17 protein-coding genes are annotated in these 22,165 nt (G+C 59.4%); 9 read left to right on the top strand and 8 right to left on the bottom strand.

Translation table 11 applies throughout. The features are described 5' to 3' along the window. Nucleotides 1–171 precede the first annotated feature (171 nt). Both QMM04_RS11675 and QMM04_RS11670 read right to left on the bottom strand, forming a co-directional pair. Complete coding sequence (locus tag QMM04_RS11675; protein WP_282996226.1) at nt 172–1,266, bottom strand: ABC transporter substrate-binding protein; 1,095 nt, start codon at nt 1,264–1,266, stop codon at nt 172–174. Between the two features lie 34 nt (nt 1,267–1,300). Next, a complete protein-coding gene (locus QMM04_RS11670) occupies nt 1,301–3,433 on the bottom strand; it encodes a TonB-dependent siderophore receptor (RefSeq protein WP_021509540.1) in 2,133 nt (710 codons plus the stop codon). A 407-nt stretch (nt 3,434–3,840) separates the two neighbouring features. Here QMM04_RS11670 and QMM04_RS11665 point away from each other — a divergent pair, with 407 nt between their 5' ends. The 4 genes from QMM04_RS11665 to QMM04_RS11650 all read left to right on the top strand — a co-directional run bounded on the left by QMM04_RS11665 (nt 3,841) and on the right by QMM04_RS11650 (nt 8,087). After that, nucleotides 3,841–4,734: a MurR/RpiR family transcriptional regulator gene (locus QMM04_RS11665; RefSeq protein WP_021509539.1), complete on the top strand. Its 894-nt coding sequence runs from the start codon at nt 3,841–3,843 to the stop codon at nt 4,732–4,734. Between the two features lie 208 nt (nt 4,735–4,942). Then, nucleotides 4,943–5,857: an alpha/beta hydrolase gene (locus tag QMM04_RS11660; protein WP_282996222.1), complete on the top strand. Its 915-nt coding sequence runs from the start codon at nt 4,943–4,945 to the stop codon at nt 5,855–5,857. A 133-nt stretch (nt 5,858–5,990) separates the two neighbouring features. Continuing rightward, a complete protein-coding gene (locus tag QMM04_RS11655) occupies nt 5,991–6,587 on the top strand; it encodes a TetR/AcrR family transcriptional regulator (protein WP_136546562.1) in 597 nt (198 codons plus the stop codon). Between the two features lie 48 nt (nt 6,588–6,635). Further along, the gene (locus QMM04_RS11650) at nt 6,636–8,087 is read left to right on the top strand and encodes an MFS transporter (protein ID WP_201449155.1); all 1,452 of its coding nucleotides are present in this window, start codon (nt 6,636–6,638) and stop codon (nt 8,085–8,087) included. 32 nt (nt 8,088–8,119) lie between these two features. On the opposite strand, the gene QMM04_RS11645 is transcribed toward QMM04_RS11650, so the two are convergent. After that, on the bottom strand, nt 8,120–10,300 hold the full coding sequence (locus QMM04_RS11645; RefSeq protein WP_282996221.1) for a TonB-dependent siderophore receptor: 2,181 nt from the start codon (nt 10,298–10,300) through the stop codon (nt 8,120–8,122). A gap of 492 nt (nt 10,301–10,792) precedes the next feature. On the opposite strand from QMM04_RS11645, the gene QMM04_RS11640 reads away from it, so the two are divergent. The 4 genes from QMM04_RS11640 to QMM04_RS11625 are packed head-to-tail and all read left to right on the top strand — an operon-like array spanning nt 10,793 to nt 15,710. Beyond that, nucleotides 10,793–11,689, top strand: coding sequence for an ABC transporter substrate-binding protein (locus tag QMM04_RS11640; protein ID WP_021509534.1), 897 nt, complete (start codon nt 10,793–10,795; stop codon nt 11,687–11,689). Further along, nucleotides 11,686–12,609, top strand: a complete 924-nt coding sequence (locus tag QMM04_RS11635) for an amino acid ABC transporter permease (protein ID WP_021509533.1) — start codon at nt 11,686–11,688, stop codon at nt 12,607–12,609. Before QMM04_RS11640 ends, QMM04_RS11635 begins: the two co-directional genes overlap by 4 nt. Then, complete coding sequence (locus tag QMM04_RS11630) at nt 12,602–13,363, top strand: amino acid ABC transporter ATP-binding protein (RefSeq protein WP_058758829.1); 762 nt, start codon at nt 12,602–12,604, stop codon at nt 13,361–13,363. The genes QMM04_RS11635 and QMM04_RS11630 overlap by 8 nt, the downstream gene beginning before the upstream one ends. Before the next feature lie 34 nt (nt 13,364–13,397). After that, nucleotides 13,398–15,710, top strand: a complete 2,313-nt coding sequence (locus tag QMM04_RS11625; protein ID WP_282996224.1) for a molybdopterin-dependent oxidoreductase — start codon at nt 13,398–13,400, stop codon at nt 15,708–15,710. On the opposite strand, the gene QMM04_RS11620 is transcribed toward QMM04_RS11625, so the two are convergent. Next, entirely contained in the window at nt 15,703–17,034 is a 1,332-nt protein-coding gene (locus QMM04_RS11620; RefSeq protein ID WP_282996220.1) for an aspartate aminotransferase family protein, read from the bottom strand. The genes QMM04_RS11625 and QMM04_RS11620 overlap by 8 nt on opposite strands. Before the next feature lie 99 nt (nt 17,035–17,133). Here QMM04_RS11620 and QMM04_RS11615 point away from each other — a divergent pair, with 99 nt between their 5' ends. Continuing rightward, entirely contained in the window at nt 17,134–18,051 is a 918-nt protein-coding gene (locus QMM04_RS11615) for a LysR family transcriptional regulator (protein ID WP_282996219.1), read from the top strand. A 171-nt stretch (nt 18,052–18,222) separates the two neighbouring features. Here QMM04_RS11615 and betA read toward each other — a convergent pair whose 3' ends face one another. The 4 genes from betA to QMM04_RS11595 form a co-directional block, all read right to left on the bottom strand. Next, the gene (gene betA, locus QMM04_RS11610) at nt 18,223–19,902 is read right to left on the bottom strand and encodes a choline dehydrogenase (RefSeq protein ID WP_021509528.1); all 1,680 of its coding nucleotides are present in this window, start codon (nt 19,900–19,902) and stop codon (nt 18,223–18,225) included. Between the two features lie 25 nt (nt 19,903–19,927). Then, entirely contained in the window at nt 19,928–21,400 is a 1,473-nt protein-coding gene (gene betB / locus QMM04_RS11605) for a betaine-aldehyde dehydrogenase (RefSeq protein WP_104187214.1), read from the bottom strand. A gap of 13 nt (nt 21,401–21,413) precedes the next feature. Further along, entirely contained in the window at nt 21,414–22,010 is a 597-nt protein-coding gene (gene betI / locus QMM04_RS11600; RefSeq protein WP_282996218.1) for a transcriptional regulator BetI, read from the bottom strand. Further along, nucleotides 21,964–22,165, bottom strand: a 202-nt coding sequence (locus QMM04_RS11595; RefSeq protein WP_282996217.1) for a hypothetical protein, incomplete at its 5' end; no start/stop codon positions are given. The genes betI and QMM04_RS11595, both read right to left, overlap by 47 nt.

The raw sequence follows: 22,165 nt of genomic DNA, 5'->3' as shown, positions 1-22,165 counted from the left end.
TCCGTTCGATGCCGAAATATGTCTTGCCAGGTAACCGGCAAGACGGTATCTACAGAGACCATCCCCGGGGGCGCATTAATGCATACCGGCATCGGGTCTGAGGTCATCTGTAGGGTGCGCATTCATGCGCACCGGAATCGCTGCACAGAAATATCAGGGTGAACAGCACGGTTAATCCACTTCCGGAATGCGCATAAACAGCGTGCCGCGATAGGGGATCGGCAGGAAATCACGGAACAGGGTTTCCAGCGTCTGCTGCGGATCGATGTCGGCGAACAGCTGCGGATATAGCGTTTTTGCCATAAACTCGGTCACCGCAATATGCCACGGGCTGAGATAAAAATTCATCCAGATTGCCGCTGCATGGCCGTTGCGAATCGCCTTCAGCTCACGTAAGCCGTTCTGCTGCGCGGTGAGCTGACGAAAACTGCTCAGCACCGCGTCGGGCGCGACGTCCGGCCCGAGGCGCAGCAGGCCTGCGCTGGCGTTATCGCCAAAGCCGGTGGCGAAGTAATACTCAGGCTGGGCTGCGATCACCTGCTCCTCACTCAAACGGCCAAACACGCCGTGCTGGGTTTTGCCAGCAATATTGTCGCCGCCGGCGGCGTTGAGCAGCTCGCCCAGACTGCCGTTAATCGCCGTCACGCAGCACTCGTTGCGCCGTCCCAGATGCAACTGCAACAGCACCGTGGGTTTCGGCCCGTGATAGCGCGCCAGCCGTTCCTCGATCACCTGCAGATGCGCACTGTAAAAGCGGTTGAACGCCGCCGCGCGCGCCTGCTGATTCAGCACCTCACCAAAAATCTCTACGCTGCGCCGGGTGTTCTTTAACAGATGTACGCGCAGATCGATCTTCACTACCGGAATATGCGCAGCATTCAGGATGCTGACCAGCCTCAGATCGGCATCATCGTAGCGCGCCAGACTCGGCAGAATGACCACGTCCGGTCGCAGGGCGAGAATCTGCTCCGGATTGATCGCCTGAGGGCCGCCCGATCCGAGCGTCGGGATGTTCAGCATCTGCGGAAACCGCTGCGCAAAACTGTTCCACGTCTGGCTGTCATACTTTTGCAGATCGCGCGGCCAGCCGACGATGTGGCGGAACGGGTCATCCGGCGCCAGCAGTGCCAGGGTATACAGCATGCGGCTCTCACCCAGCACGATGCGCTGCGGATTATCGGGAATCTCCACCCGATTGCCGTCAATATCGGTGATCACCCTGGCCAGCGCGCTGGTGCTGAACGCCAGCAGCAGGAGGGCAGCCAGCCAGGCTCGCCACGTCAGCGGCTTTTTCGCTCGATCAGAATTCAACGCTGGCCTCGACCATCAGGTTACGGGTTTCCCCTTCGCGCACGCGCAGGTTGCCGCCGCTGGAGGTGTAGTAGTGCTTATTGAACAGGTTATTCAGGTTAAGCTTCAGCTGGGTTTTCTCGCCAAACAGCTGATTATTCCAGGCGATAAAGCTGTCGGCGACCACATAATCCGGCAGCGTAAAGCTGTTCTCCGGATCGCCGGCGCGTGAGCCAACGTAGCGCGCACCGCCGCCGACGCGGAAGTCACCGGGAATGCCGTTCAGCGTCAGGTTATGGCTCAGGTAAAGCGCCCCGGCGTGACGCGGTGCATTCTGCAGGCGGTTGCCATTGTTCGCCGGATTGACGCCATCGTCGACGATTTCGGCTTTATCGTAGCTGTAGTTGGCGCTCAGATCCCAGCCCGGTAGCACTTCACCATTGAGCTCAAATTCAGCGCCGCTCGAACGCGCTTTATTGATGGCGCGCGTGGTGCCGTTGATATTAAGCGACATATCGCGTTCGTCGATGCGGTACAGCGCTACGCTGGCAAACAGCCGGGGCGAAATCTGCCACTTGCTGCCCACTTCCCATGTGGTGCCCTGTTCAGGCTTGCCGACGTTGCCGTCATCGTCGACGTCAGTCGACGGCGTGAAGGATTTGCTCACGCTGCTGTACAGTGAGACATCCGGCGTCAGTTTGTAAATCAACCCGGCCTGCGGCAGGAACTTGTTGCCCTCGCTGTCCAGCGTTTGCACCACCGGATCGAAGCCCTTTGACGCGCGCTGTTCATAGTGCTGATAGCGTCCGCCCAGCACCGCAATCCAGTCGTCGGTGAGCGAAATGCTGTCTTTGGCGTATACCGAGCGACTGTGCAGGCGGTTAAGCAGGTTGGCGTTGGCGCTGTTTTCACTGCTGCTGTTGGTGATCGGTGCCAGCATATCGTATTGCGGATCGTACAGGTTGAAGGCGGTGTTCGCTTTGCCCTGATACTGGTGCGCACGGTAAGTCTGGTTCATTTCATAATCGGTGCCGAACACCACATCGTGCGTCATGCCAAACAGCTGCGGCGAACCGATCACATCCCATGCTACGTATTTGGTTTTATGGTTGAAGCCGCGGTTGGCATCGGCGCGGCGCGTCACCACGCCGGTGGCAGGATTGAGCGCCGTGACCCGCACTTCGTTGTTGTCGTACTGACGCTGGTTCCAGCCAAAAGTCAGGCGCGTGCTCCATGCCTCATTAAACTGCCAGTCGTAGTGCGCGTTCAGGGTTTTATTGTGGCCCCACGCATGGTTAGCTTTATCGTCAAGGCGATCTTTATAGCCAATCGCCACCGGTTGACCGTTAACAAACGCCGTGCCGCGATCGTAAGGAATATCGTACTGATAATCTTCGTAGCTGATGAGGAAGCTGGCCTGCTCGCCATACCACTGTAGCGAGGGGGCGATTAAGGTGTGTTTATCGCTGCCGAAATTGCGCCAGTAATCCTGACTTTGCTTTTCAGCAATCAGGCGAAAAGCAAAACCGTTGCCGAGCGGGCCGGTGACGTCCAGCGTGCCGGCGCCGCCGCCCTCGCTGGCTGCGCGACCGCTGACTTTGGTGTGCCAGGTGTATTGCGGCTTTTTGCTCACAATATTGATCACGCCACCGGGATTCTGGATACCGTACAGCAGCGAAGCCGAGCCCTTCAGCACCTCGACACGTTCGGTGGTGGCATCAAAATTCAACCCCTGGCTGCTGCGCACGCCATCACGATAGATGGAACCATCCGAGTTGCTGCCAAAGCCGCGGCGTACAAAGCCATCTTCGGTACCTGCCAGCGTATTGCCTTCGCTTACGCCGCTGACAAAGCGCAGCGCGTCGGCGAGGCTGGCGGCCTGATAATCCTCCAGCTGCTGTTGCGTCACCACGCTCACCGATTGGGCTTCATTGAGGCGCGACACCGGCGTTTTACTGGCGACCGAACTGCTGGTGGCGCTATAGCCGTCGTCACTGTTTTGCTGCTGCGCCGTCACGGTGAGGGTGCTGTTTTGTTCAGCGGCAAGGCTGTCAGTACTGCTGAGTGCCGTTACGCCGTAAATAGCGGCAAGGATAGCCGGATGGCACAGTAATTTAACCGCCCGCGGTGAGTTGTTCTGCATCGAATATAAACCTGGTGTAATTGCGGGATTATTTATTCCGCGCAACGAAGCTATCAGTAAAATACTGCCGTTGACGAACAGGACATTCGCGGCCCGGCATTGTTATGCCATCAGTCAGCGGAAAAAGGCGGCTGAGATGTAATTGAGAATCATTCAAACATGAAAAAATGTAGTAGTAAACGTAAATGATGGTGTGGATACTACAGCAGAACGCGGTAGAAAATTTTGAACCGGGATTGTCAGAAAATTTATTTACAATCAGTCGATTATGCTTTTTTTGTAGTTTGAGGCTGGCCGGGTTAAGCCAGGCGTGAAGGGAGTGGGCAGCGGTAGCGGCGCAAATTTTTACTACAAGCCGGCCTGCCGACGCGGTTCACAACGATGCGGTATTACTAACAGGCAACATAATGGCGGCAAATAACATTAAAAATCGGGTGGATGTATTCGGTGAACGCTACCGTGCGCGCGTCACGACATTATCGGCCAGCCTGCAAACGGTGGCGCGATATATCCACGAACATCGTGAGGCTATATTAGACGCGACTGCATTGGATATCGCCCAGGCCACCCAAACTTCTGACGCCACCGTGGTGCGCACCGTGCAGGCGCTGGGCTTTGCCGGTTTGCGCGATCTGAAAACCACGCTGGCCGCGTGGTTTGGCCCGGCGCAAAACTCGGAAGAGAAGATGAGCGCGACCATCAGCGAACTGTCGTGTGACATCAACTCCGGCATCGATTTTGTGCTGGGCGGCCATCAGCGCGCCTGCGAAGTACTGGCAGAACCGGTCAACCGCCAGGCGGTAGCGGCTGCGGTGACACTGCTGCTGGAAGCGCGTCAGGTGGCGCTGTTTGGCATCAACGCTTCCGGCATTCTGGCGGAGTACAGCGCGCGACTGTTCCGGCGCATCGGCCTGCCGGCGGTGACGCTTAACCGTGCCGGGATTGCGCTGGCGGAACAGCTGATAACGCTACAGCGCGGCGATGTACTGATCATGATGGCGCAGAAATCGGCGCACCGTGAGGGCATGACGACGCTGAAAGAGGCGCAGCGGCTGGGTATGCCGGTGATTCTGCTGACCCACGCGCTGGATTCGGCGTTTGCGCAGCAGGCGGATGTGGTGATTAACGTGCCGCGCGGCGGTGAAAATGGTCGCATGCCGCTGCACGGTACGGTGCTGGTGTGCCTCGAAATGCTGATTCTGGCGGTGGCCTCCGCCAGTTCGGCACGCACGGTTAAAACCATGAAGCGCATTCAGGATCTCAATCGATCGCTGAAACCCACGGCGAAGAAGGCGGGATAACCGCACATCACTCAGGCGCGGCGGCGGGACGATTCACTCCGCCGTTCGCTTCCGGATCTATTTCACAGACTCGCTTGCAAGGCGCGCGTGGCTGTCGTTAATATTAAGGAAATAAACATTTCCTTAATGAGTCCGCGTTAACGGCGCGGTAGCGCAGAATCGCATCCAATAAGGAAACACTCTTTACCAAAATAACCGGAGAACGCTTATGTCACTGTCTGCCCTGGACGCCGCGCCGCGCTGGTCACAGCCCGTCGATCACCTGCCGCAATTTAACCATGCTTACGCCACGGTCGCGGGCGTGCGGCTGCACTATGTCAGCGGCGGCAATGCGCAGGGACCAGTGCTGGTACTGCTGGCGGGCTTTCCGCAGAGCTGGTTTGCCTGGCGTAAGGTGATGGCGCAGCTGGCGGCAGACTATTTCATCATTGCGCCGGATCTGCCCGGCCAGGGCGACTCCGACAAGCCTGCCAGCGGTTATGACACCACCTCACTGGCGCACAGCGTGCAGGGATTGTTGCAGCAGTTGGGTGTTGAGCGTTACTACCTGGCCGCGCATGACGTGGGTGCCTGGGTTGCCTGGCCGCTGGCGATGCTGCACGGTGATGCCATCAGCAAACTGGCGCTGCTGGATGCCGGCATTCCCGGAGTGACGCTGCCGGATGCGCTGCCTGCGACGCCGGACAAAGCCTGGAAAACCTGGCACTTTGCTTTTCACCTGTTGCCGGATCTGCCGGAAGCGCTGATCGCCGGTCGTGAAGCGCTCTATCTGCAGTGGTTTTTGCAGCGCAAAGCAGCCAGCCCGATGGTGTTTGGTGACGAAGAGATGGCGGAATATGTGCGGCTGCTGCAGCAAAACGGCGCGCTGCGCGCCGGCATGGCGGCGTACCGTGAAGTCAGCACCTCAGCGGAGCAGAATCGTCAGTTGTTGCAAACCCGGGGAAAACTGGCGATCCCGCTGCTGGCGGTGAGCGCCGATCAGGGCTCAATTGCCGATATGGCACAGCCGCTGCGCACTTTTGCGGCCGACGTCAGCGGGATTCGCCTCGCGCACTGTGGTCACTTTATCCCGGATGAGCAACCGCAGGCGCTGGCCGACGCGTTACGTCAGTTCTTTGTGTGACGCATCACTTAACCCTGATTATCCATGTGTAAGCGGCCGAGCCGTGAAGGGGGGGGGCGGCTGACTTGCAATAGCCACTGCATTGCGGCTAAGATAGGAACCAGTTGGTTTATAATTAAAGGGGAGGGCAGTGATGAAGAACCTGACCGTCATCGGTCGCCCGCGCGAGTTCGAGCTGGAAGAGGCCGCCCGCAGCGCCATGCACGTTTTCTGGGATCGCGGCTATGAAGCGGCGTCGCTACCGGATTTGATCGCCGGAACCGGTTTATCGCGCGGCAGTCTCTACAAGGCGTTCGGCGATAAAAAAGGGCTGCTGCTGGCCGCGCTGGATATCTACATGACCGAAGGTCTGAAAGCCACCTCGGATATTCTGGCGCAGCCCGGCGCGGTTAAAGCGGCGATTCGCGCCTCGCTGCTGCGTTATGCCGCGCTCTCCAGCGGCGAGAAAGGGCGGCGCGGTTGTCTGGTGGTGTCACTCACCACCGAGATGGCCGCGCATGATGAACAGATTGCCGAACGCACGGGACGCATGTTCCGGCGTTTGCAGCAGCTGTATGCGGCAACACTGGTGCGCGGTCAGCTGAGCGGAGAACTGCCCGAGCGTGATGAGCAGGTGCTGGCCCGCTTACTGGTTTGCCAGATTGAAGGGATGCGTATCCTCGGTAAAACCGGGGCAACGGTAGCAGAAATGAACGCAGTAGTGGACTGCACGATGCGTCTGCTCGACTAATTTTTTTATCCATATTGGAACTGATCGGTTCCTTAGTGAGGTGTTGTGATGTCCGATCCGCACGCGTTAAATCCCGAGCCACGCCGCTGGGCGATGTTTATCGTCCTGCTGACAGGCGCATTTTTACCCCCGCTGGACTTCTTTATTGTCAATGTGGCGCTGCCGTCGATTCAGAGCGATTTGGCCACGTCCGGCTCGGCGGAGCAATTTGTCATCTCGTCCTATGCCGGGTTTTATGCCGTCACGCTGATCACCGGCGGTCGCCTCGGCGATCTGTTTGGCCGCGGGCGCATGTTCTTCGCTGGACTGACCGGTTTTGCAGCGGCTTCTGCGCTGTGTGGCTTTGCCTGGTCACCGGGCGCGCTGATCGCTGGTCGCGTGCTGCAGGGCATCACTGCAGCGATTATGGCACCGCAGGCGCTGGCCTCGATTCAGGCGATTTTCCCGGAGGCGGAGAAATCGCGCGCGCTGAGCCTGTACGGCGCGGTATTTGGCCTGGCCTCGGTGATTGGCCAGGCGCTGGGCGGCATCCTGATCTCACTCAACCTGTTCAATAGCGGCTGGCGCGCCATTTTCCTGGTCAATCTGCCGGTAGCGCTGCTGGTGGTGCTGTTTGGCATCCCGTTGATTAAAGAGACGCGTGCTCAGCACGCGCGCAAGCTGGATTTTGGCGGAATGGGACTGTCGATGATGACGCTGGGTCTGCTGATCGTGCCGCTGATTGAAGGACGGGAAGCGGGCTGGCCGCTGTGGGCCTGGCTATCGCTGCTGCTGGTGCCGGTGCTAGGCACTCTGTTCTGGCGCTATGAAAGCCGGCTGGCAAAGCAGGGCGGCGATCCGCTGATCGATCCGGCGATTTTTAGCGTGCCGGGTCTTGGGCTGTCCCTGCTGCTGGCGCTGCTGTTCTACTCGATTGGCGTATTCTTCCTGCTGTTCTCGATCTATTTACAGGGCGCGCTGCATCAGGGCGTACTGAGCGCCGGGCTGATCTTCCTGCCCTTTGGTGCGGGTTTTCTGCTGGGGCCATTATCCACGCCCGCTGCGCGACGGCTGATTGGGCCTTACGTTAACGCCACTGGGATGGTGCTGGAAGTGGTCGGCCTGCTGGGCCTGGCGTGGCTGATGGCCAGCACGCCGGTCGGGGTGTCACCGGCGGCGCTGCCGCTGGCCCTGGGGTTGTTTGTGGTGGGGTTTGGTCAGGGGCTGGCGCTGCCGACGTTGATGCACATCGTCACCGGACGCGTGGCACCCGCCTGGGCCGGGATGATTGCCGGTATCGCCAGCTCCACCTTGCAACTGAGCACGGCACTGAGCGTGGCCATTATCGGCGGGATCTTTTATGCCGTGCTGGGCACGGGCAAGGGGCCGGGAGAGATTACCCATGCCTTCATCGTGGCGATAGTGTGTATGTCGATTTGTCTGGCGGCCGGCGCGCTGCTGAGCATCCGGCTAGCGCGCAGGCCTGCCGCACAGGCGGCGGTGCTTAAATCCCTCAGCTAAGTTCGGTCGCTCAAATCAATCGCGTCCATTCCTCAGAACGACATCGTGACACCGGCGTACCAGGCGCGGCCCGGTTCGTTATAGGTCGATGCCCCGGCATTTTCGCGATAAACGCGCTTATCAAACAGGTTATTGATACCGGCGTTGGCGCTCAGGTTTTTAGTGATGTCATAGTTGAGGTTCAGCCCGACAATGGAATACGGGCTGATTTCACGCTGCGACAGACCACGGCTGGCCTCGAGGCTGGTTTCCGCATACTGGCGTGGCTTCTGCCGGCCGTATTGCGTCCAGTTGATGTTGGCGCTGAGCGCCTCGGTCGCCTGCCACTCCAGCTGCGAATTGATGGTGAATTCCGGAATTACCGTCAGCGGGTTGCCGGTTTTTTTGCTCTCCGAGCGGAACATATAGGTGGCATTGGTGCGCCACTCCAGCGTGTCGGCAATCAGCGGGATGCTCAGATTGCCTTCCAGCCCTTCGACGATCGCTTTGCCGCCATTTTCCCAGCGCAGCAGGTTATACGAGCCGGTTGAAGCCACCGGCGTGGTGCCGGAGATGATTTTGTTTTTGTAATCATTGCGGAACAAGGTGATGCCCGCCACATAGCCCTGATGACTGAACTCAATGCCGACTTCTTTATTCACACTGATCTCGGGATCGAGGTCTTTGCTGCCCAGCAGGTAACAGCGTGACAGGCCAATCGGACAACCGTTGCCGCGCGTCGACAGGATATAGCCCTCAGTGGACTGATACAGGTTTGGCGCTTTAAAGGCGCGCGCAATACCGGCTTTCAGCGTGAAGTAATCACCGAGGCCCTGCGATAGATTGAGGCTCGGGCTCCAGTTAGCGCCAAACTGATCGTGATAGTCGAAGCGCAGGCCGGGAATCACTTCGGTGGAGTCGGTGGCGGCGATGTTGTCTTCGAAATAGAGCGAGCTGATGGTGGCGCTGTTTTTACTGTCACGCTGCGAACCGTCGCTGGAAACGCCGCCGAAATCGACGCCCGGTGCGCTGGTGGCCTGTACCGATGCCGGATCGTTAAGTTCATCGCGATTCCACTCAGCACCCAGCGTAACGGTTTGATCGACCAGCAGCTGCAGCGGGAAATTGATCTCGCCGCCGGCGCGATAGCTCTCCAGCCGGCTGGTAGCGTACGTATCGCTGTTGATCATCCCTTCGGTGCTGCCGCCGGAGCCTTCTTTCAGGCGGGTGTTATTGGTTTTCTCATAGCTAAAGTTGAGCTTAGAGGTGCCCCAGTCCCAGATGCCGTTGTGCACCACTCCATAGTTCTGGCGATACAGGCGGTTGGTTTCGCTGCCGTACAGCGCTTCCACCAGCCCGTTGGCGCTGGCATTGCTGTTGCTGTTTTGCGTGTCGCCGGCATAAATATTGCCCTGGCGACTATAGCCATAGCTGAAATCGATAATCTGCGTCGGGGTGATTTTCCACGACAGCACGCCGTTGATGTCTTTGTTACGCACCCCTTCGCGTCCGGCGGCGTAAGCGCCATTTTGCGCGGTATTGATGTCGAAGGCGTCGGCATCCGTTTTGTTCAGGTTGCCGTACAGCCGCATGGTGAGTGCCTCACCGGCCAGCGGACCGCTGAGGTTGAAGTTCGCGCGGCGGGTGGCGCCTTCCTTGTCATCTTCTGGCTGGTTAGTGAACAGCGACAGCGAACCGTGCCAGTCATTGGTCGGGCGTTTGGTAATAATGTTGACCACACCGCCGGCGGCACCGGAGCCATAACGGGCAGCGGCCGGACCGCGTATCACCTCAATGCGTTCCACCATTTCCGGCGGTACCCAGTTGGTATCCCCGCGTGAGTCGCGCTCACCGCGCCAGCTGTAACGCACCGAGTTACGGGAGGTGACCGGCACGCCATCGATCAGCACCAAAGTGTTTTCCGGGCCCATGCCGCGAATGTCGATCTGACGGTTGTTACCGCGGCTGCCGCTGGCGCCGTTACCGGTGAGGTTAACGCCGGGCATTTTGCGGATGATGTCCGCGAGGTCGTTAACGGGCGGACTTTTTTTGATGTCTTCAGCGGTAATGGTGGAGACTCCCGGCTGCTGCTTCAGCTCCTGCTCTGCCGTCACAATCATCGACTCATCGTCGGCCAGCTTCTCCGTGGGTTCAGCGGCAAACACCGGTGAGGTTAACAGGCCCGCCAGGCACAGTGCGACCGGATGCTTTTTGCTACATACAGTTACATTCACTTATATCATCTCCCTGATGCGTTAACATTTGTAAGCAAATGCGCATGATAATGAGAATGGTTTGCATTGTATATTGGTGTGCAACTTCTTTACATTCCTGCGCAAATCGCCTCGACGGGCCGCTTTTTTGTCAGTTTTTGTCAGCAGGGCGATACGCTGGCTTAGACAGGAACGTTATGGCTAATAAGCAAATCATTCAGCGTGGCAGGATAAGGAGGTGCCTGATTTGCGGCAACAATCTGATTTTTGCGCGACGACAGGGCCGCATTCAGGCCAGCAAAGAAACCTATTGCCGGATTTCGGCAATAGATATCTGTTTTTCGCATTTGTGATCGCTGCCTATCTTCCTGAGAATGGCTGCGGGACGTTTTGAGGATGACAATCCTTTGCGCCGCGCGGCTTTACGCGACATGAGCAAAGGGAAAAATACATCGCTACCTCGACGCCTTTTCCCTGCCGGGAAACATTTTAAATATCAGGAGAAAGGTTCCAGTGAAATTCGCAAAAGGTATCACCCTTTTCGCACTCGCTCTCAGTGCGCACACCGCGTTTGCCGCCGAACAATCCGTCCCAACCGACAGCTCACTGCATGTTCAGGCTGATGCCGCGCTGAAAAGCCTGGTGCCCGCCGACGTGGCGAAGCGCGGCTATATTGTGGCAGGAACCAACCCCAACACGCCGCCCACCACCTTCTATAAAGAAGACAACAAAACGCTGGCTGGTCGTGAAATTGACATCATGAACGCGGTCGGTGAGCGTCTCGGCATTCAGGTGCAATGGCGCGATACCGGCGGCTTCGACAACATCATTCCGGGACTGAAAACCGGCCGCTACGATGTGGCCTTGTCCAACATCAACGCCACGCCGGCGCGCGCCAAAATTATCGACTTTGTGAGTTACTACGACGCCAGCCGTCTCGGCATTATTTCGCGGAAAGACGCCAACGTCGCGCCGTTCAAAACCCTCGACGAGGTGTGCGGTAAAGAAGTCGGCGCCGGTTCCGGCACCACTCAGGTGACCCGTCTGGAAGAGGCCAGCAAAGCCTGTGAAGCGGCCGGGAAAAAACCGATTAAAGTGTCAGTGTTCCCGGATCGCCCGGCGGGTGTTCAGGCCGTGGTCAGCGGGCGTGTGCCGATGTTCCTCGGTCCGTACGAAGGCCTGTTGTGGCAGGTGAAAGTGATCAAACCGCTGACCATGAGCGGCGAAATCACCGTGCATGATGCGCCGGTATCGGTCGCCTTCCCGAAAGATTCCGCGCTTGAACCTGCGGTACAGGCAGCGCTGAACTCGCTGATTAAAGATGGCAGCTACCAGAAGATCCTGGATAACTGGGGCATCGGCTTTGGCGCGGTTAAAGAGTCAAAACGTAATCAGGATATCTTTCAATGAGTGACTTTCACGACCACACCGACGATCTGAAAATCGTCGGTAAACGCTACTACGGACGCTGGCTCAGTGCGCTGGTGGTGCTGTTGTGCGTGGTGGCGATGGCGCATTCGATGATCAACAATCCGCGCTTCGAATGGGGCGTGATTGCGGAAAACTTCACCGGCGAGTCGATTCTGCAGGGTGTGCTGATGACGCTGCAGCTGACAGCGATTTCGGTGGTGCTGGGCTTCGCCTTTGGCACGGTGCTGGCGCTGATGCGCCTGTCATCCAACCCGGTGCTGGTCGGCGTCAGCTGGTTCTATACCTGGTTTTTCCGCGGCGTGCCGATGCTGGTACAGCTGTTCCTGTGGTACAACATCGCGGCGCTGTACCCGACCATTTCGCTGTCGCTGCCGGGCCTGGGTGAAATCTGGAGTACTCAGTCTAATGCGCTGGTCAGTCCGTTCAGCGCGGCGGTGATCGCGCTGGTAATGCATCAGTCTGCCTATGCGGCTGAGATCGTGCGCGCCGGGATTCAGAGCGTTGGCAACGGCCAGCTGGAAGCCGCCCGCGCGCTGGGTTACCGTCCGGCGCAGATTTTCCGCCATACCGTACTGCCGCAGGCGATGCGCGCCATCATGCCGCCGGCCGGTAACGAAATCATCGGCCAGCTGAAAACCACGGCGGTGGTATCGGTGATCTCCCTGCAGGATGTGCTGTTTTCGGCGCAGATCATCTATCAGCGCACCTATGAAGTGATCCCGCTGCTGCTGGTGGCGACGCTGTGGTATCTGCTGATGACTTCGGTACTGTCGGTTGGTCAGTTCTATGTCGAGCGCTACTTTGGCCGTGGCGTCACGCGCCGCGAAAAGCGCAGTTTACTCAAGTCGCTGCCCGGTTTCTCCGCGCCTAAAGCCGAAAGGAGCGTAAGCAATGGCTGAAGCGATCGCCTTACGTAAGGTGACCAAACGTTTTTCCGGCGTCACCATTCTGGATGAAGTTAATCTTGATATCCCGGCTGGCTCGGTGACGGTGATCCTCGGACCGTCCGGCTCAGGCAAATCGACGCTGCTGCGCTGCATCAACCATCTGGAAAAACTGGATGGTGGCACGATTCGTATCGGTGGCGAGATCATTGGTTACAAGCAGAAAGGCCAGGCGCTGCACGAGCTGAGCAGCAGCGAGATTGCGCGTCAGCGTGCCGAAATCGGCATGGTGTTTCAGCAGTTCAACCTGTTCCCGCACCGCACCGTACTGCAAAACATTGTCGATGCGCCGATGCGGGTGAAAAAACAGAGCCGCCAGCAGGCGACCAGCAAAGCGCTGTCGCTGCTTAAGCAGGTGGGGCTGGCCGGGCGCGAAGAAGAGTGGCCGCAGAATCTTTCCGGTGGTCAGCAGCAGCGTGTGGCGATCGCCCGTGCGCTGGCGATGGATCCCGGCGTGATGCTGTTTGATGAGCCCACGTCTGCGCTCGATCCGGAACTGGTGGGTGAAGTGCTGCAGGTGATCAAACAGCTGGCGCACTCCGGCATCACCATGGTGATCGTGACACACGAGATCGGTTTTGCGCGCGAGGTGGCCGATAACATCGTGTTTATGGAAGGCGGGCGGATTGTGGCGGCGGGGCCGACGCAGCAGGTGCTCGACGATCCGGAAAACGGACGGGTAAGAAACTTTATTGCAACGGTGCTGTAAGCACCGTTTTTCATTTTTGACTCCAGGAAGCATGATGACGCAAAAACCGGTGATGCACAGCGCCCACTGGGGTGCTTTTACTGCCCGCCAGCAGGGCGATCGGCTGACCATCGAACCGTTTCACGGCGATCCCGATCCCAGCCCGTTGCTGCAAAACTTTCACAACGTCCTGCATCATCCGGCGCGCGTGGCGCAACCGATGGTGCGCCGTGGCTGGCTGGAAAACGGGCCCGGCGCGGATCCTCGTCGCGGTAATGACGACTATGTGGCGGTGAGCTGGGAGCAGGCTTACACGCTGGTAGCGCGCGAACTGCAGCGCGTCGGTGACGCGTATGGGCCGGAAGGCATTTTTGGTGGCTCATATGGCTGGTCAAGTGCCGGCCGCTTTCACCACGCGCAGAGCCAGGTGCACCGCTTTCTTAACACGGTGATGGGCGGCTATGTGCGCTCGGTGAACAGCTACAGTTCCGGTTCGGCTTCGGTGCTGTTACCGCATATCGTTGGCGACATGAATGAGATCGCCCGTCGCGGCGTCAGCTGGGAAGAGATCGCCCGGCATAGCGAGATCGTGCTGGCGTTCGGCGGCCTGGCGCTGAAAAACTCGCAGGTAGCAAGCGGTGGTCTGAGCGAACATACCGAACGCGGCTTTATGCAGCAGGCGGCAGAACGCGGCGCACGCTTTATTTCGGTGAGCCCGTTGCAGAGCGATCTGCCCGATGAGGCGCAGGGAGAGTGGCTGGCGCTGCGCCCCGGTACCGATGCGGCCTTCATTCTCGGTCTGCTGTCGGTGCTGATTGACGAGCAGCGCACCGATGAGGCTTTCCTCGCGCGTTACACCGTCGGCTGGCAGCAAATGGTCGCCTATATTCGCGGCGAAGAGGACGGTACGCGACGCGACGCGCAGTGGGCGGCTGAGATTTGTGGCGTCAGCGCGGCAACAATCACCGATTTTGCCCGCCAGCTGCACGGCAAGCGCGTGCTGGTTACCGTGGCGCACGCGTTGCAGCGCGCGGAACACGGTGAGCAACCGGTATGGCTGGGGCTGGTGCTGGCGGCCGCGCTGGGACAGCCGGGGCTGCCGGGCGGTGGATACACCTATGCGCTCGGCGCACTCGGCCATTACGGTAAGCATCATAATCTGGTGAGTTTCCCGGCGCTGCCGCAGGGCAGGAACGGTATTGACCGGCTGATTCCGGTGGCGCGCATCGCCGATATGCTGCTGCATCCCGGCACGCAGTTTGATTACAACGGCCGGCGTCTGACCTATCCGCACATCCGTCTGGCCTACTGGGCGGGCGGCAATCCGTTCCATCATCATCAGGATCTGGCGCGGCTGCGGCAGGCGTTTTGCCAGCTGGATACGCTGATTGTGCACGAGACCGCGTGGACCGCCAGCGCGCGCCATGCGGATATCGTGCTGCCTGCCACCATGACGCTGGAGCGTGAAGATATCGGCGGTGCGCCGACCGATCGTCATCTGTTTGCCATGCAGCCGGTGGCGCAACCTTACGCGCAGGCGCAGGATGACTACACCATTTTTGCTGAACTGGCGCGTCGTTTAGGCCGTGAAGAGGCGTTCACCGAAGGACGCGACGCCCGCGGCTGGCTGCGCCATCACTATGCGCAGCTGCAGGAAAAACTGGCCGCGCATCAGGTGACGATTCCTGATTTCGACCAGTTCTGGCTGCAGGGCGTGATTGAACTGCCGCAGCTGAAAGATGGCGGGCGGATGATCAATGCGTTTCGGGCCGATCCGGCGGCGGCACCGCTACCGACGCCAAGCGGCAAAATCGAAATCTTTTCCGCCACCATTGCCAGCTTTGGCTATGAAAATTGTCCCGGCCATCCGGTGTGGCGCGCACCGCAGCAGCAGCCGGATGCGGAACATCCGCTGTGGTTGATCGCGAATCAGCCGGCCACGCGTCTGCACAGCCAGCTGGATTTTGGTGACTACAGCCTGAGCGGCAAACGCGAAGGACGTGAGGTGTGCAGCCTGCATCCGCACGATGCCGCCGCGCGCGGCATTACCGACGGCGACATTATCGAGTTGTACAATCAGCGCGGTCACGTGCTGGCCAGCGCTAGCGTCACCGAAAGCATTATGCCGGGGGTGGTACAGTTGCCGACCGGCGCCTGGTACGATCCGGTCGATCCCACCGCGCTGCGACCGCTGTGTCGCCACGGTAATCCGAATGTGCTGACGCTGGATATCGGTACTTCATCGCTGGCGCAGGGCTGTAGCGGACAAATCGCCGTGGTGCAGCTGCGCAAATACCGCGGCGAACTGACGCCGGTGCAGGCATTTATTCCGCCGCAGCCGGTCAGCTACAGCACTGAGATTATCTGAGGCCGTGCAGGGCTTCGCCTACCGCATCAAATAGCCGGTCCAGTTCGGCCGGCTGGGTATCAAACATCGGGCCGAACTGCAGCGTATCGCCGCCAAAGCGGACGTAAAAGCCGGCTTTCCACAGTGCCATGCCCGCTTCAAACGGCCGCACGGTCGCGTCACCTTCACGGGGTACCAGTTGGATGGCACCGACCAGCCCGCAGTTGCGGATATCCACCACCTGCGGACAATCGCGCAGCCCGTGCAGCGCACGTTCAAAATGCGGTGCCAGTTCGGCCGACTGGCTAATCAGCGCCTCGTTTTCCAGCACGTCCAGCGTCGCCAGCGCGGCCGCGCAGGCCACCGGATGCGCCGAATAGGTGTAGCCGTGCGCAAACTCAACCGCGTGCTGCGGCAGCGGCTGAGACATAAAGGTGTGATAGATTTCGCTGCTGGCCACCACGCCGCCCAGCGGAATGGCACCGTTGGTAATCTGTTTGGCGAAGTTGAGCAGATCCGGTGTGACGCCAAAATACTCCGCGCCGCTCCAGCGTCCCATGCGGCCAAAGCCGGTGATTACCTCGTCAAAAATCAGCAAAATATCGTGCTGCGTACAGATCTCACGCAGGCGCTGCAGGTAGCCGTGCGGCGGAATAATCGCGCCGGCGGATCCGGACAGCGGTTCAACAATCAGCGCGGCAATAGTCGAAGCATCATGCAGTTCAATCAGCTTCAGCATCTCATCTGCCAGCGCCTCGCCGCCCGTGGCGGGCTGGCCGGGGGTGAACGCCAGCTCTGGCTGCAGCGTATGCGGCAGGTGATCAACCTCCAGCAGCTGACCAAAGGCCTTACGGTTGCCGCCGATTCCACCAAGGCTGGTGCCGCCAATGTTCACGCCGTGATAGCCGCGCGCGCGACCAATCAGCCGGGTTTTATTGGGCTGGCCTTTGGCCCGCCACCAGGCGCGCGCCATTTTCACCGCAGTATCCGCCGACTCCGACCCCGAACCGGTAAAGAACACGTGGTTGAGATGGCCGGGCATCAGGCTGGCGATGCGCTCGGCCAACTGAAACGACAGCGGATGGCCGTACTGAAAGCCCGGCGAGTAATCCAGCGTACCGAGTTGCTGCGCGACTGCCTGCTGGATTTCACGGCGCGTGTGGCCCGCGCCACAGGTCCATAAACCGGACAGACTATCGAAAATCTGGCGGCCGTCGCCATCGGTCAGCCAGTGGCCGTGCGCGGCGACAATAAAACGGGAATCCTGCTGAAAATAGCGGTTAGCAGTAAACGGCATCCAGTGCGCCTGTAAATTCAGGTCGGCGGTATTGATCGGCTGTGACATCGGGTTTTCTCCGGCATGTGTTAAGCAGAGTTTGCAATCCGCCGCCGGTTAAGTTAAATGCTAATTAACTTGTCTTCACTTATGGATTTACTCACCTGAATGAAAAAGAAAGCGCTGGCCCAGGTGACCGACTTTGACCTCAGACTGCTGCGCGTTTTCAAAACCGTCAGCGAGTGCGGCAGCTTTTCCGCTGCCGAAAGCCTGCTCGGTATTACGCGCTCGGCCATCAGCCTGCACATGAGCGATCTGGAAAAACGGCTGGGCATGCGCCTGTGCCAGCGCGGCCGTGCCGGGTTTGCGCTCACTGAGGAAGGGCGTGAAATTTTACGACACAGCGAGACCATGATGGCGGCGGTGGAAGATTTTCGCCAGCAGGTGAACCAGATGCATCAGCAGCTGCGCGGAGAGTTCAACATCGGCATCATCAATAATCTGGTGACGCAGCCGCGCATGCGTCTCACCCATGCACTGGCGGCGCTGCGGGAGAGCGGGGCAGGGATCCGTATCAACATCAGTATGTTAACCGCGGCGGATATCGAGCGAGGTCTGCTGGAAGGACGCCTGCACGTGGGCGCGCTGCCGATGGCGGCGCCGGTCTCCGGGCTGGCGTACGCACAGCTGTATGATGAACATGCGCAGCTCTATTGTAGCCACGCGCACCCGCTGTTTAACCAGGCGGAGCGGCCGGAACACCACGCGCTGGCGGCCTGCGATGCGATAGCGCCGCTGTTTCGCATGCCGGCGGAGGCGATTGCGCTGCATCAGCAGCTGAACTGCAGCGCCACCGCTTCCGATCGCGAAGGGATCGCATTTCTCATTCTCACCGGGCGCTATATCGGTTTCCTGCCGGACCACTACGCCGCGCAGTGGGTGGAGAAAAAGCAAATGCGCGCCCTCGCGCCGCAGCAGTTCCATTACCACAGTCAAATCGCGCTCGTCACCCGCCAGGGCCCGCGTCACAACGCCATCCTGCAACGCTTTTTGCAGGCGCTGGCGCTGGACGAGCCCGGCGCTTAGCGGAGGCGCTAAGGCATTCTAGTTACAACATACTGTTAGTTTGCTACATCAACCGGACGCCAGCACCGTGCGGCGCAAAGTCTGACAGACCTTAATGGCAGGCAGGGTGGCGAGAGAGAAGAGGGCGAAAAAAGGGGAGAACCGTACGTTCTCCCCTGAGATATTACTGCTTTATGCACGCAGCGGCTCGCCGCGCACCGGGCGATCGCCCGCCACGAAGTAGTCCGCTTCGCTGCGCGGCAGCGGCTGGCGACCACGAATGTTGTCGGCGATCTTCTCGCCAATCATGATGGTGGTGGCATTCAGGTTACCGGTGATGATCAGCGGCATGATTGAGGCGTCGACCACGCGCAGCCCCTGCAGGCCGTGTACGCGACCTTCGCCATCCACAACCGCCATCTCATCGCTGCCCATTTTACAGGTGCCGCACGGATGGTAAGCGGTCTCAGCATGGTTGCGCACAAACTCATCCAGCTGCTCGTCGCTCTGGCACTCCAGCCCCGGACTGATCTCTTTGCCGCGATACTTATCCAGCGCCGGCTGGTTGATGATTTGGCGCGTGATGCGGATGGCATCGCGGAACTCATGCCAGTCCTGCTCGTGTGCCATGTAGTTGAACAGAATCGCCGGATGCCGGCGCGGATCGCGCGACTTAATGCGCACGTGACCGCGGCTTGGCGAACGCATCGAACCGACGTGACACTGGAAACCGTGCGCTTCTACCGCATTCGAGCCGTTGTAGTTAATCGCCACCGGCAGGAAGTGGTACTGAATGTTGGGCCAGGCAAACTCTTCCCGGCTGCGGATAAAGCCACCGCCTTCAAACTGGTTGCTGGCGCCGATACCGGTGCCTTTGAATAGCCACTCGGCACCAATTTTCGGCTGGTTCCACCACTTCAGGGCCGGATAGAGCGACACCGGCTCTTTGCACTCGTACTGCAGGTACATCTCCAGATGATCCTGCAGGTTTTCACCGACGCCCGGCAGATCATGCACCAGCGGGATATCGTGCTGCTTCAGCAATGCCGCCGCGCCAACGCCGGAGCGCTGCAGAATCTGCGGCGAGGCGATAGCACCGGCGCACAGCAGCACTTCACGCCGCGCATGCACGGTGTGCGACGTATCGCTGGCGCCGTGCAGATACTGCACGCCGACCGCGCGTTTGCCCTCGAACAGAATACGATCGGTGGTGGCGTGGGTGATGATTTTCAGATTCGGACGCTGTTTTGCCGTATCCAGATAACCGCGCGCGGTGCTGGAGCGGCGGCCCTGCGGCGTCACGAAACGGTCCATCGGACCAAATCCTTCCTGCTGATAACCGTTGAGATCGTCGGTGCGCGGATAGCCCGCCTGCACGCCGGCTTCAATCATCGCGGCGAACAGCGGGTTGTTGCCAGGCTTACAGGTGGTGATGCTCACCGGGCCTTCGCCGCCGTGATAATCATTAGCACCGATATCGCGCGTTTCCGACTTGCGGTAGTAGGGCAGGCAGTCGCGGTAAGTCCAGTTTTCCAGACCCGGCTGCTGCGCCCAGTTGTCGAGATCCATGGCGTTACCACGGATGTAGCACATGCCGTTGATCAGCGACGAACCGCCCAGCCCTTTACCGCGTCCGCACTCCATGCGGCGGTTATTCATGTGTGGCTCAGGCTCGGTTTCGTACGCCCAGTTGTAGCGTTTGCCCTGTAACGGCCAGGCCAGCGCCGCCGGCATTTGCGTGCGGAAATCAAAGCGGTAATCGGGACCGCCGGCCTCCAGCAGCAGGACGTTCACGCTGCTGTCTTCGGTCAGTCTTGTTGCCAAAACGTTCCCTGCGGATCCGGCTCCGATAATGATGTAATCAAATTCCATTAGTCGCTCCTCAGGTTAAGCTTGATTAAAATACCGACTGAAAACGGGTCAGTTCGACCTGCACAGATTTCACCTGCGTGTAGCTCTGCAGCGTCATCAGACCATTCTCGCGGCCGATACCGGAGTGCTTGTAACCGCCCACCGGCATTTCAGCGGCGGATTCACCCCAGGTGTTGATCCAGCAAATGCCCGCTTCAATCTGGTGAATGACGCGGTGCGCGCGATTCAGATCCCGGGTGACCAGACCCGCCGCCAGGCCGTATTCGGTGGCATTGGCGCGGCGCACCACTTCTTCCTCGCTGTCGTAGGTCAGGATCGACATCACCGGTCCGAAAATTTCTTCGCGCACGATGGTCATTTCATCACGGCAATCGGTGAACACGGTCGGTTCTACCCAGGCACCGTTATCAAACGCCGCGCCGCTCATGCGTTTACCGCCGCACAGCAGGCGCGCGCCTTCGCTGATGCCGGATTCGATATAGCGCAACACATTGTCTCGATGCGGGAAGCTGACCAGCGGGCCAAAGTTGGTGGCCGGATCGTTGACATCGCCAGCTTTGATGCGCGCCACGCGTTCAGCGATTTTGGCCTCAAACGCCTGCTGCAACGCCGTCGGCACAAACACGCGCGTGCCGTTGGTGCACACCTGGCCGGAGCTGTAGAAGTTCGCCATCATGGCGATGTCGGCGGCGAGATCGAGGTCGGCGTCGTCAAACACGATCAGCGGCGATTTGCCGCCCAGCTCCATGGTCACCTCTTTCAGCGTGGAGCCGGCCGCGTTGGCCATCACTTTTTTGCCGCTGGCCACGCCTCCGGTGAAGGAGATTTTGTCGATGCCCGGATGGTCGGTCAGCAGCTGACCGGTCACCGCGCCGCGCCCGTTCAGCACGTTGAACACGCCGTCCGGTACGCCGGCTTCGCTGTAGATTTCTGCCAGCTTCAGCGCGCTCAGCGGCGTCACTTCGCTGGGTTTAAAGATCATCGCGTTACCGGCCGCCAGCGCCGGCGCAGATTTCCACAGCGCGATCTGGATCGGATAGTTCCATGCGCCAATTCCGGCGACCACGCCAAGCGGTTCGCGCCGCGTATAGACGAAAGAGGTATCACGCAGCGGGATCTGCTGGCCTTCCAGCGCCGGGATCAGGCCGGCGTAGTACTCCAGCACATCGGCACCGGTAACAATGTCCACCGCCTGGGTTTCACTCAGCGGTTTACCGGTGTCGAGGGTTTCCAGCGCCGCCAGCTCATCGTTACGCTCGCGCAGGATATCCACCGCACGGCGCAGGATGCGTGAGCGCTCCATCGCCGTCATGGCCGCCCAGATTTTCTGGCCTTTTTGCGCGGCGGCGACCGCGCGATCGACATCCGCCTGCGCGGCTTCATGGACCTCGGCCAGCACTTCGCCATTGGCCGGGTTGATAGTCTGGAATGTATCGCCCGCTGCTGCGGCAACGTATTGACCATCAATGTATAAATGCTGCTCGGTGAATCGGGACATGGTTGCTCCTTCCTCAGTGATTCGCGGCGCCAGCCAGCTGCTGGCGAATGAATTGGGTGGTGAGCGTTCTGGCAATCGCCAGATCAAACGGTTTGCCGCTCAGCGCGGCGCGCAGCCACAGGCCATCAATCAGCGAGGCCAGACCGTGCGCGGCCAGCCGCGCCTGCTCACGCGGCAGCTCGCGGCGAAACTCGGCAGCGAGCGTGGAAAACAGGCGACGGCTGCTGACGCGTTCCAGGCGACCCAGCTGCGGCTGATGCATGCTGCTGGCCCAGAAGTCCAGCCACGCTTTCATCGCCGCGCTGTGCACCTGGGTGTCATCAAAGTTACCTTCGACAATCGCCAGCAGGCGCGCTTCGGTGCTGGCTCCCGCCAGCGGTTTCAGTCGTGCCGCCACCGCATCACGCAGCTGACGCGTCACGTCGCGCATGGTGGCTTCCAGCAAACCGTTTTTGTCTTTGAAGTAGTGGCTGATGATGCCGGTCGAGACGCCAGCGCGCCGCGCAATCTGCGCAATGGTCGCGTCATTGATCCCGACTTCGTTAATGGTACTCAGGGTCGCATCAATCAGTTGCCGACGACGTATCGGCTGCATTCCCACCTTTGGCATGACTCCAGCTCCACCGCAATGTAAGACCCCTATTAAAACTTTTTTTGATTGCACGTTCAATATAAAAAAGAAACTTGTTAGGATACTGTGCTTCGATTGTTACAAAAACGCAGCGGTGAACTGAATACTTAACCGTGCCGAACAATCCGCAGGGA

This window comes from Pantoea sp. Pa-EAmG (assembly GCF_030024295.1).
Classification (GTDB): domain Bacteria; phylum Pseudomonadota; class Gammaproteobacteria; order Enterobacterales; family Enterobacteriaceae; genus Pantoea; species Pantoea dispersa.
The sequence above is the reverse complement of the archived record's forward strand: the minus strand, read 5'-3'. Positions and strand labels throughout refer to the sequence as shown.